12 protein-coding genes are annotated in these 13121 nt (G+C 69.5%); 7 read left to right on the forward strand and 5 right to left on the reverse strand.

Going from position 1 to position 13121, the window contains the following annotated elements; genetic code table 11:
* Positions 1-204: 204 nt before the first annotated feature.
* Positions 205-672, forward strand: a complete 468-nt coding sequence (locus A5771_RS20500; protein ID WP_064857035.1) for an SRPBCC family protein — start codon at positions 205-207, stop codon at positions 670-672.
* Here A5771_RS20500 and A5771_RS20505 read toward each other — a convergent pair.
* The 5 genes from A5771_RS20505 to A5771_RS20525 all read right to left on the reverse strand — a co-directional run bounded on the left by A5771_RS20505 (position 669) and on the right by A5771_RS20525 (position 7861).
* Entirely contained in the window at positions 669-2114 is a 1446-nt protein-coding gene (locus A5771_RS20505) for an amidase family protein (protein WP_064857044.1), read from the reverse strand. The genes A5771_RS20500 and A5771_RS20505 overlap by 4 nt on opposite strands.
* Before the next feature lie 92 nt (positions 2115-2206).
* Complete coding sequence (locus A5771_RS20510) at positions 2207-3559, reverse strand: FAD-binding oxidoreductase (protein ID WP_064857036.1); 1353 nt, start codon at positions 3557-3559, stop codon at positions 2207-2209.
* Positions 3560-3572: 13 nt separating this feature from the next.
* Positions 3573-6017 carry an FtsX-like permease family protein gene (locus A5771_RS20515; protein ID WP_234783146.1) on the reverse strand — a complete coding sequence of 815 codons (2445 nt, stop codon included), beginning with the start codon at positions 6015-6017 and terminating at the stop codon, positions 3573-3575.
* Positions 6018-6085: 68 nt separating this feature from the next.
* Positions 6086-6877, reverse strand: a complete 792-nt coding sequence (locus tag A5771_RS20520; RefSeq protein ID WP_234783147.1) for an ABC transporter ATP-binding protein — start codon at positions 6875-6877, stop codon at positions 6086-6088.
* Positions 6878-7075: 198 nt separating this feature from the next.
* The gene (locus tag A5771_RS20525; protein WP_064857038.1) at positions 7076-7861 is read right to left on the reverse strand and encodes a hypothetical protein; all 786 of its coding nucleotides are present in this window, start codon (positions 7859-7861) and stop codon (positions 7076-7078) included.
* 71 nt (positions 7862-7932) lie between these two features.
* On the opposite strand from A5771_RS20525, the gene A5771_RS20530 reads away from it, so the two are divergent.
* The 6 genes from A5771_RS20530 (at position 7933) to A5771_RS20555 (ending at position 12989) form a co-directional block, all read left to right on the forward strand.
* Positions 7933-8928 carry a Ppx/GppA phosphatase family protein gene (locus A5771_RS20530; RefSeq protein ID WP_064857039.1) on the forward strand — a complete coding sequence of 332 codons (996 nt, stop codon included), beginning with the start codon at positions 7933-7935 and terminating at the stop codon, positions 8926-8928.
* Positions 8925-9968, forward strand: a complete 1044-nt coding sequence (locus tag A5771_RS20535) for a hypothetical protein (RefSeq protein ID WP_064857040.1) — start codon at positions 8925-8927, stop codon at positions 9966-9968. The genes A5771_RS20530 and A5771_RS20535 overlap by 4 nt, the downstream gene beginning before the upstream one ends.
* Before the next feature lie 17 nt (positions 9969-9985).
* The gene (locus tag A5771_RS20540) at positions 9986-10828 is read left to right on the forward strand and encodes a sugar phosphate isomerase/epimerase family protein (RefSeq protein WP_064857041.1); all 843 of its coding nucleotides are present in this window, start codon (positions 9986-9988) and stop codon (positions 10826-10828) included.
* Positions 10829-10883: 55 nt separating this feature from the next.
* Complete coding sequence (locus tag A5771_RS20545) at positions 10884-11702, forward strand: thioesterase family protein (protein ID WP_064857046.1); 819 nt, start codon at positions 10884-10886, stop codon at positions 11700-11702.
* A 30-nt stretch (positions 11703-11732) separates the two neighbouring features.
* Complete coding sequence (proC, locus tag A5771_RS20550) at positions 11733-12593, forward strand: pyrroline-5-carboxylate reductase (RefSeq protein WP_064857042.1); 861 nt, start codon at positions 11733-11735, stop codon at positions 12591-12593.
* A gap of 138 nt (positions 12594-12731) precedes the next feature.
* Entirely contained in the window at positions 12732-12989 is a 258-nt protein-coding gene (locus A5771_RS20555) for a helix-turn-helix domain-containing protein (protein WP_064857043.1), read from the forward strand.
* Positions 12990-13121: the final 132 nt, after the last annotated feature.

Raw genomic sequence — 13121 nt, forward strand, 5'->3', positions numbered from 1 at the left:
GCATTAATCGCCTCCTGCTCATCGAGACACTCCATGATGGTGTCCCGATCCGCGAACACGTCCCTGCCCATAAATCGAACACTAGTGCGACCATCCGACAAGAAATCGGGCCGATCCGGCACCGGACTCTAAGAGAATAGTGAGGAAATCGGCCCTCCTGGCTCGGTAGGGTTGGTCCGAAGGCCCGGCGCGAAGGGAAACACCATGGCGGTCACCGTTGTCGATGCAGGACCCCGGCAGGTCAGCCGGTCGGTGGAGGTTGCGGCCCCGGCGGCTGAACTGTTCGCGATGGCGGCCGATCCCCGCCGCCATCGGGAACTCGACGGGTCGGGTACGGTCCGCGACAACGTCAAGGCGCCGGCCGAAATCACCGTCGGGTCGAAATTCTCGACGAAGATGAAGATGTACGGCGTGCCCTACCGCATCACCAGCACCGTGACCGCCTACCAGCCCGACCAGCTGGTCGAGTGGCGCCACCCGGAGGGCCATCGGTGGCGATGGGAGTTCGAGTCGCTCTCGCCGGGGCTGACCAGGGTCACCGAGACATTCGACTACCGCAACGGCGGTGCGCTCAAGTTGAAGTTCTACGAGCTGACCCGGTCAGTCAAGTCCAACGCCGCGGGTATCGAGGCGACGTTGACCCGACTGCGCGAGCGCTACCCGGCCAGTTAACCGACCTGCGAGAGCAGCGCTTCGGTCGGAGGCCGGCGCGCAATCCACGGCCGCACCGACTCCAGCTGTGCCGCAAGTGAAATCAGGGTCGCCTCGTCGTTGGCCCTGGCCACCAGGTGCACCGCCTCCGGTACGCCGTCGGCGGCGATCCCGGTCGGCACCGAGATCGCCGGCTGGCCGCTGTAGCACTGCGGGAAGGTGAACGGGATGAACTTCAGCATCCGCAGCATCGCGCGGGTCGGCCCGTAGCCCTCGAAGTAGCCCACCTGCACCGGCGGCATCGCCACCACCGGGGTCATCAGGATGTCGCAGTCGGCGATCGCGCGTTGTGAGCGGGTGGTGATGCGGGGCTCGGCGGCGACGGCGCGGCGGGCCGCCCAGTCCGGGACCAGCCGGCTGGTGCGGGCCTCGGCCTGCATGCGTCGTTCCAGCAGTTCGGTTCTGGGCAGCCGTTCGATCTCGTGGGCGAACCCGTTCATGAACAGTGCGAGCACCGCGGCGATGCCGATCACCGGATAGACCGGGTCGCGCTCGATCACCTCGTGGCCCAGCGACCGCAACAACTCCGCGGTCTCCAACACCGGCCGGCGCACCTCGTCGCTCACCGAAACCGGCACAACGGGTTTGAACGACATCGCGATCCGCAGCGGCCGCACCGGCGCCAGCAGCGCGTCCATCAGCGGCGGCGCCGGTGGCGGCGAGGGAATCTCGTCGTCGGGTTCGGGGCCGGTCATCGCGTCGTGCAGCAGGGCGGCGTCGAGCACGCTGCGGGCCAGCGGTCCGATGTGGTTCAGGCCGTGGAACCGGTAGGCCCGTTCGGGTGACTCCTTGGCGCTGATGCGTCCGCGCTGGCCCTTCAGGCCGACCAGCCCGCAGCAGGCGGCCGGAATGCGGACCGAGCCACCACTGTCGCTGCCGGTGGCGCCGGGCACCATCCCGGAAGCCACGGCGGCGGCCGAGCCGCCGCTGGATCCGCCCGGGGTCCGGTACAGATCCCACGGGTTGCGCGTCACCCCCCAGGTCGCCGATTCGCACACCGGGTAGGCGCCGAACTCCGAGAGGTGGGTCTTGCCGATGATCACCGCGCCCGCGGCGCGCAGCCGGCGTACCGCGGCGCTGTCGGTACTCGCGGGTCCGGCGTCAATTCCGGTGCCGCACATGGACGAAACGCCCGCCACGTCGGTGTCGTCCTTGACCGCAATCGGCACACCGGCCAGTGGCAGCACCTCTCCGGCGGCCAGCCGGCGCTCGACGTGCGCGGCCTCGTCCATCGCCCGGTCGCCGAGCACGATGCGAAATGCGTTCAGCGCCGGGTCAAGTCGGGCGATCCGATCCAGATACAGCGCCACCAGTTCGCGCGCGGACACCTCCCGATCGCGCACCATCTTCGCCAACCGCGCGACGCCGGCAAAGGCCAGCCCATCATCGTGCGCGCCCGACATCCTGAAGTCCTTTCCCCCGCGCACCACAATACCCACCGGGCTACGGCGTAAACGTGTGTCGGCCTTGGTGACACACCACAGAACCGCGAACGTCAGCCCGCCGGCGCGATGTTGTGGTTGAGGGTGAACCGGTTGTCCGGGTCAAGGCGCGCCTTGAGCTCGGCCAGGCGTTGGTAGCCGGCGTCGCCGAATGTCGCGCGGATGCGGTCCTGCCCTTCGTCTCCGACGAAGTTGAGGTAGGCACCGGCCGGGCCGAGCGGCCGCAAGATCTCGAAAGCCTGACCGGCCCACGCCGTGCAGCGCGCGGTGTCGGCCGGGTCGGTCCAGGTCGTCATCAGATGGACGATGTAGGGGTGCTCCCGGGTGGCCACGGCCGTCGCCTCCGGCGGCACCCGGCTGGCGTAACCGCCGAGCCGGATCAGATGCAGCCGGGTCTGCGCTGAGGGCCGCGAGCGCCCGAGCAGCGCGATGCGGCGGATCGCCTCGTCGGTGAGTTCGGTGACGAACAGCGACTTCCAGTAGTTCAGCCAGCCGAAGGGCGCCGTCTGGTCGATGGCCTGCTGCCAGGTCGGGTACTCCAGCTTGTGTTGCAGGGCCAGCACGGGCTTGGCCGCCGCGCCTTGGACGTTGAGCAGCGCATGGGTGTCCTCGACGCCGGTGGAGTCGGTTCGCGTCGAGCAGCCCAGGATGTTGACCAGCGACTGACCGGACTTGAGGTCGCTGGAGAAGTCCAGGATGGCCGCCAGGTGATCGGGGGCGTTGTCCATCTGGGCCCGAAAATGCTTGCACACCGCCTCGGCGTCGGTGTCGGGGTAGGACTGCACGCCGGCCACCACCGAATCGACCGGGTGCAGCCGCAGCATGAACTGCGCGACGACGCCGAAGTTGCCGCCCCCGCCGCGCAGGCCCCACAGCACGTCGGCGTTCTCGGTCTCGCTGACCGTCAGCACCTCGCCCGATGCCAGCACCAGCTCCGCGCCGATGAGGTTGTCGCAGGTCATCCCGTGCGCGCGGGAGAGCCACCCGATGCCGCCGCCGAGCGAGAAGCCGCCGACGCCGGTCGTCGACACCACCCCGCCGGGGCAGGCCAGGCCGTGGCGGCTGGTGGCCGGGTCGACGTCGCCCCAGGTGGCGCCGGCGTCGACGTAGGCGATCCGGGCCTGCGCGTCGACGCGCACTCCGCGCATCTGCGTCAGATCGATGACGACGCCGCCGTCGGTGGTCGAGTGGCCGGCCACGCTGTCGCCGCCGCCGCGCACCGCGATCTCGGCGCCGGCGTCCACGGCGTAGCGCACCGCGGTGATGACGTCCTCGCGGGAACGGCACTGCAGCACCACCTGCGGCCGCTTGTCGATCATGCCGTTGAAGACCTGACGCACCGTGTCGTAGCGGGCGTCGTCGGGGTAGATGGCGTCGCCGGTGAACCCCGGCACGGTCGCGGTCATTGCATCCTTCGTGTCACTCGTCGCGAAGTTCGGTTGCCGGGGTAGATCGGGTGGACTTCCACGCGGGGATGATGGCCGCGAACACGGCGGCGACGGTGGCCAGCACCGCGTACAGCACCGCGTCGGTCCACGGGAACACCAGCGGGGTGATCAGGCCGACGTTGACGACGGCTGCCCGCCGAACCGCTTCGGAGATGGCGATCGCAAGCACCGCGCCGAACAGCCCGCCGGCGGCGCCGGCGACCACGGCCTCGATGGTGGTGATGGAAAACACCCGCGCCCGGGTGGCGCCCAGCGCCTGGATCAGGGCCATCTCCCGCCTGCGCCGGATGCCGACCAGCAGCAGCGTCGACAGCACCGAGATGAAGGCGATCGCGAGCAGGCCGTACTTGAGGGTGTTCAGCGGGGTGAGATAGCGCCCGATCGATGCCGCGATGTCGGAGGCGTAGCCGTCGGTGTCCACCGCGGTCACCGGCTGGTCGAACTTCGTGGCCCCGATGTTCTCGATGACCTCTCCGGCGGTGAACCCGGCCGCCGGGGTGGCGAAGATCAGGCCGGCCGGTTGCGGGCCGTAGATCTGCTCGGCGACCGAGTAGGGCAGGTAGATCCGGCGGCCGCCGTATTCGGGGGTTGCGACAATGGTCCCGATGCTCATTGCCTGCGCCTCGAGTCCACTTCCCAATACAAGTGCGTCACCGATGTGGAGGTTTTTCTCGCGGGCCAGGACGCTGCCGATCACCACCTGATTGGCTTTCTGGCTTGCCTCCGGGGATTGCCCGGCGAGTAGTCCGAACGGAAATGTGGGCCGGTCCTGCGCCTGAATATGCGCCAGCGACCCGTCTTTGAGGTTGATCTCGATTTCCGCCATCCGCTCGGTCTTTTCCACCCCGGCCACCGAGTTCAGTTTGTTGAGCGTCTGCGGGGCGAATCGGGCGTCGATGGGCCCGTAATCGGCGAACTGCGTGGTGGTGATGGCAATGCGGCCGTCCGCCTGCGATTCGGCGACCTTGGTGGCGCCGATGTGGATCGCCACCAGGAATCCGGACAGCAGGATGGCGACCACGACGGGCACCGCGATGGCTCCCGAGATCGCCGCGGTGCGCGAGCGGTCCGAGCGCAGCGCGTTGAGCGCGATGGTCAGCGTCGCTCCGCTGGACTTGTCCGGCCTCGGGCGCAGGCTGGTGATCGCCTGGGCGCTCAGGTACGCCGTCGCCAGCAGCAGACCGATCAGGGCGACGACCGCGCCGATGTCGGCGAGGATCGCCTGCCAGGCGACCAGCGCGCCGGACAGTGTCGCCAGCCGTGCCGCGATCACCCCGGCCAGGCCGATCGCCAGCAACAGCAGCGCCTTGGACCAGATCTTGCGCTGGGTGGTCTGCTCCTGGGCCGCCCGTCCCGACAGCTCGGCCGCGATCGGGGTGTTGGACGCCGACAGGGCGGGACCGACCGCGGCCCCCACCGCCAGCAGGACGCCGACCAGGATGCCCAGGACCAGGATCGCCGGCTTGAGGATCACCGGGACGGTGACGCCGACGAACCGTTCGGTCAGCTCGCTGGCGCTGGCCACGATGGGTTCGGAGATGACGATGCCGGTCAGTACGCCCATGGCCGATCCCGCCGCCCCCAACAGCGCGGCCTCACTGAGGAACCCGGTCATGATCGAAGCCGGCGACGCTCCCAGCGCGGAGGCGATCGCGATCTCGCGGCGGCGCTCCTCGACCGAGAGCCGGGTGATCTGGGTGATCAGGATGACCCCGACCCCGATCGAGATGAGCGCGAAGATGCCCAGCAGGGGCAGCAGCACGTCGTTGACGTTGTATCCCCGCGCCGGCTCGCTGCGGGGCTGCACGCTGTAGGCGGGGCCCAGCGCGGTCTTCAGCTTCTGCTGGACCGCGCCGGCGTCGGCGCCGGAGTCCAGGGTCACGTAGAGCATGTCCACCCGGTCGCCGCGGGCGAACTGCACTTTGGCCATGCTCAGCGGCAGCACCGCGACCAGGCCGTTGTTGACGTCGTCGAGATCGGCCACCCGCTGGAACTTCTCCATCGAGAGTTGCCCGACGTCGGTGACCAGGGTCGCCGAGGAGTCCAGGGAGTCGCCCAGCGACTTCGAGATCGCCGGCGGGGGCTCGTGCTGACCGGTCTGGCAGACCTTCGGGTCGACGATCCACTGCGCCGAGCAGTCCACTCCCAGACCCAGCCCGTAGCTCTCCGTGCCATTGCTGCGGATCATCGTCACCCCGCGGATGACCGGCACCACGGCCGCCACCCCGTCAACCGATCGGGTGTCTTCGACGACGGCGGGGCTGATGCCGCCACGGGTGGCCGCCCCGACCACGCGCAGCGGCGCGGGTCCGGCGATCTGGTAGCCGACGTCTTCGACGGCCTTGGAGACGCTGGTGACCTCGATCATGACGGCCACGACGACCGCGACGCCGCCGCCGAGGGAGAAAGCGGCCAATGCGGCCCGGAAGGCGTGTTTACGAACGGCCCGGAAATTGATGATCCGAAGCAGGCCGAAAGTCGCGGCTAATGTCCCGCGAGCCATGACACGTTGTCGGGCGTATGAATCATTCCGCTGTCGGATTCGATTTCACCGTCCAGTAGTGAAACCAGGCGCGGGGCGTCGTCGGCGATTTTGCGGTCGTGGGTCACCAGAACAATTGTCTGGCCGGCCGCATTCAAGTTATACAGCGCATCGATGACCCGGTGGCCATTCAAGGTGTCCAGGTTACCGGTCGGCTCGTCGGCGAGAATTACGTCGGGTTTCATGAAAAGCGCCCGCGCCACGGCCACGCGCTGTTGTTCGCCGCCGGACAATTCCGAGGGCACCCGCTTGGATTTGGCGGCCAGCCCGACCTGGTCCAGCAGGCTCATCGCGTGGGCATGCTGGGAGCGACCGGACTTGCCCGCCAGCAGGCCGGGCAGCATGACGTTCTCCACGACCGACAGGCCCGCCAGAAGGTTGAATGCCTGGAAGACGTAGCCCAGCGTCTGACATCGGACGGTGGCCAGCTGACGGCGCGACAGCGCCGACACGCTGTGACCGTTGACCAGGACGTCGCCGCTGGTAGGCATGTCCAGCAGGCCCAGGATGCTCAGCAGCGTCGACTTGCCCGACCCGGACGGCCCGACCAGGGCGACGAATTCACCGCGGGTTATCTGGATATCGACGTTGCGCAATACCGGTGTGGCCGTATCGCCCGTCCCGAACTGTTTGTTGAGCTTGCGCGCTTCCAGGACCACGGGAGGCCGTAGGACGACCGGCGGCGCGTGGCCGTTATGGTCGAGCTCCACGGTGTGCATGTCGGTCCTGATCATGAATCTCCAGCGGGCGTGCGTAAATACGGGATCATGCCCGCGTAGGGCCTGGCTCTACAATTCACTGCGCATTCCGATGGTGGTGTTGCGCTACGCGGAGGCTACCTCCGATCATACCGATCTGAGCCACTTGTCAGAAATCGTTCAGCCGTGACCCCGCACACCATTGCCGGCCCAGGTCGGCGGCGGTTCCGGGGGTCAGCCGGCGCCGGTGGCCGGGTGCACGGCCACCAGGCCGAGTTCGTTGCGGCGCTGGCAGATCGCCGCCAGCTCGGCGTAGGCCTTGGCGCCCAGCAATTCGGTGAGTTCCGGGGCCAGGCTCTGCCACACCTGCTTGGCGCCGACGTGCGCCGCCGGATCCCCGGTGCAGTACCAGTGCAGGTCTTCACCGCCCGGGCCCCAGCCCCGGCGGTCGAACTCGGTGATCGTGGTCTTGAGGACCTCGGTGTCGTCGGGGCGGGTGATCCACTCCTGGCTGCGCCGGATCGGCAGTTGCCAGCACACGTCGGGCTTCATGGTCAGCGGCTCCACGCCGAGGCGGACCGCCTTGATGTGCAGTGCGCAGCCCGCACCGCCGGCGAACCCGGGCCGGTTCAGGAAGATGCAGGCGCCCTTGACGGTCCGGGTGCGCAGCTGCTCCTCGCCGTCGTTCTCGTCGTACTCCAGGTAACCCTTCTTGCCCAGCCCCTTCTCGCGCAGCTGCCAGTCGGCGTCGGTCAGCTGTGCCACGGCGTCGTCGAGTTTGGCGCGGTCGTCGTCGTCGCACAGGAACGCACCGTGTGAACAGCACCCGTCGTCGGGACGGCCGGCCACGATGCCGCGGCAGGCCGCCGTGCCGAAAACGCACGTCCAACGCGACAGCAGCCAGGTCAGATCGGCGGCGATCAGGTGTTCGGGGTTGTCCGGGTCGTAGAACTCCACCCATTCGCGGGGAAAGTCCAGGCCGACTTCGCGCCGCGGGGAGGCAGGCTGTGCGGGGGTCACAAAACTCCACGCTAGACCAGAAATTGGCGTTGCCTCACCGTGCCACTGCTTCGCCCTACTAAGTTGGGTGGGTGCGATTAGGTGTGCTCGACGTCGGCAGCAACACCGTCCATCTGCTGGTGGTCGATGCCCACCGGGGCGGTCACCCGACTCCGATGAGTTCGACCAAGGCCACGCTGCGGCTGGCGGAGGCCACCGACAGCTCCGGCAAGATCACCCGGCGCGGTGCCGACAAGCTGGTGTCCACGATCGGCGAATTCGCCACGATCGCGGCGAGTTCGGGTTGTGCGGAGCTGATGGCGTTCGCCACCTCGGCCGTGCGCGATGCGTCCAACTCCGAGGACGTGCTGGCACGGGTGGCCAACGAGGCCGGCGTCGACCTGCAGGTGCTGGAGGGCGAGGACGAGTCCCGGCTGACGTTCCTGGCGGTGCGGCGCTGGTTCGGCTGGAGCGCCGGGCGGATCATCAACCTCGACATCGGCGGCGGTTCGCTGGAGCTTTCCAGCGGTCTTGACGAGGCGCCGGAGGTGGCGTTGTCGCTGCCGCTGGGCGCCGGACGGCTCACCCGGGAATGGCTGCCCGAAGACCCGCCCGGGCGGCGCCGGGTGGCGATGCTGCGGGATTGGCTGGACACCGAGTTGGCGGGCGCGGCCGCGACCGTCCTCGACGCCGGCCCGCCCGATCTCGCGGTGGCCAGCTCCAAGACGTTTCGTTCGCTGGCCCGGCTCACCGGGGCCGCGCCGTCGGCCGCCGGGCCGCGGGTACGGCGCACGTTGACCGCCGCCGGCCTTAGGCAGCTCATATCATTCATCTCTAGGATGACCACGGCAGATCGTGCCGAATTGGAAGGGGTGAGCGCCGAGCGGGCCCCGCAGATCGTGGCGGGCGCCCTGGTGGCGGAGGCGAGCATGCGAGCGCTGTCAATCGAAACGGTTCAGATTTGCCCGTGGGCACTGCGGGAGGGCTTGATCCTGCGGCGACTTGACCGCGAAGCCGACAGCGCCACCTTGCTGGCATCCTCGGCCGTGGGCTTGGCCGCAGCCCGACCGGGAGGGGGCGGACGATGACTGGTCCCAAGCCTGATCCCCGCGAGGTCGAGACGCGGCCGATCTCGGTCGCCGAACTGCTCGCCAAGAATGGAACGATCGGTTCACCGCCGGTCACCGGGCGCCGTCGGCGCAGGCGCGGCAACGCCGACGCCGTCACCGTGGCCGAGCTGACCGGCGAGATCCCCATCATCCGCGACGCGGACGGTCCCCCCGAACCGGAGGCTGCAGCCGAGCCGTCGGCGGACAGCTCCGAAACCTCCGACGACGAGCCGAGTGGCGGGCTGCTGCTGGGCCCGGCACCGGGATTCGTCGAGGAGGACCGGCCGGCCACCGGGCCGCGCCCGGCCGAGCGGGTGGAGTTCGCTGCGCGGTCGGTCCCCGAGCCGCGCTGGCCCAAGTCCCCGCCCCCACCGCCGCCGCGCGGTAACGGTCCGCAGCAGAGTTCCTACCCGCGGCCGATGCGGCGCTCCACTCCGCCGGCAGCCGAGAACGGCCGCCCGGCCGCCGAGAGCGCTGCCGGGCCGACGGGCTCCGGCGCCGAACGGATGCGCCCCGACCCGGTCGACACCTACACCGACATCGAAGTCGACGTGATGGACCCCGAGGTGCGCGATCCCGACCTGTCGGTCGGAGACTCCGCCTACGTGCGTTCCGTCCTCAGCACATCCGGAGGCACTGACCGTTCGGTCCGGTCGGATTTCGGCGCCGACGCCGACGACCGCAGCGGTGCCGCCGACGTCACCGATCCGGTCGAAGCCGACGCCGCGCCAACCGAGCCGGTCGAGGAGTACGTCGGCCGGCCCGGCCTGGTCGGCGGGGCGCTGGTGGTGCTGCAGTCGGTCCTGGCGGTGGCGTTCGGCGGCGGGTTGTTCATCGCCTTCGATCAGCTGTGGCGGTGGAACAGCATCCTGGCTCTGGTGCTCACGGTGTTGGTCACGCTCGGCCTGGTGGCCGCGGTACAGGCCGTGCGCAAGACCGTCGACATCGTCAGCACGTTGATCGCGGTGGCGGTCGGGTTGCTGGTCACCTTGGGGCCGCTGGCGTTGCACGCCAATTAGCCGGTCACTATTAGTCCGTGCGCCCCGCCATCAAGGTCGGCTTGTCGACGGCTTCGGTTTACCCCCTGCGGGCCGAGGCCGCCTTCGAGTACGCCGCCCGGCTCGGCTACGACGGCGTCGAGCTGATGGTGTGGGGGGAGTCGGTCAGCCAGGACATCGGCGCGGTGCGGCGGCTGTCGCAGAAGTACCGGGTGCCGGTGCTATCGGTGCACGCGCCGTGTCTGCTGATCTCGCAACGGGTCTGGGGCTCCAACCCGATCCACAAGCTGGAACGCAGCGTCCGGGCCGCCGAACGGCTCGAGGCCCAGACCGTGGTGGTGCACCCGCCGTTTCGTTGGCAGCGGCGCTACGCCGAGGGATTCAGCGATCAGGTCGCCGAGCTGGAGGCCACCAGCGACGTGGTCGTGGCGGTGGAGAACATGTTTCCCTTCCGCGCCGACCGGTTCTTCGGCGCTGACCAGTCCCGGGAGCGGATGCGACGCCGTGGTGGCGGCCCCGGCGCGGGCATCTCGGCGTTCGCGCCGTCGCACGATCCGCTCGACGGCGGCCACGCGCACTACACCCTGGACCTGTCGCACACCGCGACCGCCGGCGCCGACGCCTTGGAGATGGCCCGCCGGATGGGGTCGGGCCTGACCCATCTGCATCTGTGCGACGGCACCGGGCTGCCGGCCGATGAGCATCTGGTGCCCGGGCGCGGCGATCAGCCCACGGTCGAGGTGTGCCAGCTGTTGGCCGCCGGCGACTTCACCGGTCACGTGGTGCTGGAGGTGACCACCTCCCAGGCGCGCTCGCCGCACGAGCGCGAGGCGTTGTTGGTCGAGTCGCTACAGTTCGCTCGCACGCACCTGCTGCGCTGATCGCCTACCTACAAGGAGCCCCTGCGTGTCCTCATCCACGCTGTTCACCGATGCCATGACGCTGGTGCCGATCGATGTCGACGGGGACGTGCAGACCTTCGCCGGTGCGTTGAACGAGCACTGGACAATCGGCCCCAAGGTGCACGGCGGGGCGATGCTGGCGCTGTGCGCCAACGCCGCCCGCACCGCCTGCGCCGACGGCCGATCGGGCGACGGAGCCTCCGGCGGCCTGCAACCGGTCGCGGTCTCCGGCAACTTCCTGTGGGCGCCCGAACCCGGCCCGATGCGGTTGACCACCCGGGCGCGCAAACGGGGCCGCCGGATCAGCGTGGTCGACGTGGAGCTCACTCAGGGGGAGCGGACCGCCGTGCACGCCGTCATCACCCTCGGCGAGCCCGAGCATCACGCCCCGCCGCTGCTGTCGGCCAACCCGGTGACCGCCTTGATGCCGCCCGAACCGCCCGACGACCTGGCCCCCATCGCTCCCGGGCACCCGATGGCCGGGCTGGTGAACCTGGCCGAGGGCTGCGACATCCGGCCGGTGGTCTCGACGCTGCAGTCCAGCGACGACGGCGCGCCCCCGCTGATCCAGCTGTGGGTGCGGCCCCGCGGCAGCGCCCCGGACGCCCTGTTCGCGCTGCTGTGCGGGGACGTGTCGGCGCCGGTGACCTTTGCGGTGGAACGCACCGGCTGGGCGCCGACCGTGCAGCTCACCGCCTACCTGCGCGGCCTGCCCGCCGACGGCTGGCTGCGGGTGCTGTGCAGCTGCGTGCAAATCGGTCAGGACTGGTTCGACGAGGACCACACCGTGGTCGACTGCGAGGGCCGGATCGTGGTGCAGTCCCGGCAACTGGCGATGGTTCCCGCCCGGTAGCCCGGCGATGGGGTCTGCCATGCTGTCGCCATGGCCAGAATCGCGATCATCGGCGGCGGCAACATGGGCGAAGCGTTGCTGGCAGGTTTGCTGGCGGCGGGGCGCCCGGTCAAGGACCTGGTGGTCGCCGAGCGGTTCGGGGACCGGGCCCGGCAGCTCGCCGAGACGTATTCGGTGCTGGTGACCTCGGTGGCCGACGCGATGGAGAACGCGGCCATCGTGATCGTCGCGGTGAAGCCGCAGGACGTGGACTCCGTGGTCGCCGAGTTCGCCAAGAACGTCACCGCCGCCGCCGGCGACAGCGCCGAACAGGTGCTGGTGTCGATCGTGGCCGGTGTCACCACCGGGTACGTGGAGTCCAAACTGCCGGCGGGTGCGGCCGTGATCCGGGTGATGCCGAACACGCCGGTCAAAGTCGGTGCGGGAGCCAGCGCGCTGGCCAAGGGCCGATTCCCCACCAGCGAGCAGGTCGACCAGGTCGCCGCGCTGTTCGAATGCGTCGGCACGGTGACGATCGTTCCGGAAGAACAGCTAGACGCCGTCACCGCGGTGTCGGGTTCGGGGCCCGCCTACTTCTTCCTGATGGTGGAGGCGCTGGTCGACGCCGGCGTGGCGGCCGGGCTGAGCCGGCAGGGCGCCACCGATCTGACCGTGCAGACGATGGCCGGGGCGGCGCAGATGTTGTTGGACGGGCGCAGCGAGGCGGTGGGGACCGCGAACGCCGTGATCGACACCGCTCCGGCGCAGCTGAGAGCAATGGTGACCTCTCCCGGGGGAACCACCGCGGCCGCGCTGCGGGAACTGGAGGCCGGTGGCCTGCGTACCTCGGTCGATCGGGCGGTCCAGGCCGCAAAAACCCGCTCTGAGCAGCTAAGAATTACATCAGAGTAATTCACTTATTTTTCACATATTGGCTCTCACACGTCGCAGGAACCCCATTCGTCCCGCTATTCTCCTCTATGTCTGCGCGTGTGGGCTAGCGGAGGGGAAGCCGCTGGGACTGCACGTGCCTGATTGAAATGGGTAACGATGACGTCTGCGAACGGGCCTTCGGCACGAGACTCGGCTGGCGGCAGGGCGGCACGGGATGCCGGCTCCGCCGAGGCGGGTCGGACACAATTTCTCACCGTGGCCGAGGTGGCCGTGTTGATGCGGGTGAGCAAGATGACGGTGTACCGCCTGGTGCACAACGGCGAGCTGCCCGCGGTACGGGTGGGACGGTCTTTTCGGGTGCACGCCAAGGCAGTGCACGACCTGCTGGAGACCTCCTTCTTCGACGCGGGCTGACCGCCGGTCGACAACTAGGCGCCCCCCGGGGGGGGCGGCCGCGCGGCGCCCCGGGGGGGGGGGGGGGGGGGGGGGGGGGGCGGGGGGGGGGTGGGGGGGGGGGGGGGGGGGGGGGGGGGGGGGGGGGGGGGG

The organism is Mycolicibacter sinensis, from assembly GCF_001667375.1.
Classification (GTDB): domain Bacteria; phylum Actinomycetota; class Actinomycetes; order Mycobacteriales; family Mycobacteriaceae; genus Mycobacterium; species Mycobacterium sinense_A.

Bases quoted from the DNA above. Each gene is read 5' to 3' on its own strand.
- A5771_RS20500 (WP_064857035.1), top strand. From the start codon at position 205: ATGGCGGTCACCGTTGTCGATGCAGGACCCCGGCAGGTCAGCCGGTCG.
- A5771_RS20505 (WP_064857044.1), bottom strand. From the start codon at position 2,114: ATGTCGGGCGCGCACGATGATGGGCTGGCCTTTGCCGGCGTCGCGCGG.
- A5771_RS20510 (WP_064857036.1), bottom strand. From the start codon at position 3,559: ATGACCGCGACCGTGCCGGGGTTCACCGGCGACGCCATCTACCCCGAC.
- A5771_RS20520 (WP_234783147.1), bottom strand. From the start codon at position 6,877: ATGATCAGGACCGACATGCACACCGTGGAGCTCGACCATAACGGCCAC.
- A5771_RS20535 (WP_064857040.1), top strand. From the start codon at position 8,925: ATGACTGGTCCCAAGCCTGATCCCCGCGAGGTCGAGACGCGGCCGATC.
- A5771_RS20545 (WP_064857046.1), top strand. From the start codon at position 10,884: ATGACGCTGGTGCCGATCGATGTCGACGGGGACGTGCAGACCTTCGCC.
- proC (WP_064857042.1), top strand. From the start codon at position 11,733: ATGGCCAGAATCGCGATCATCGGCGGCGGCAACATGGGCGAAGCGTTG.
- A5771_RS20555 (WP_064857043.1), top strand. From the start codon at position 12,732: ATGACGTCTGCGAACGGGCCTTCGGCACGAGACTCGGCTGGCGGCAGG.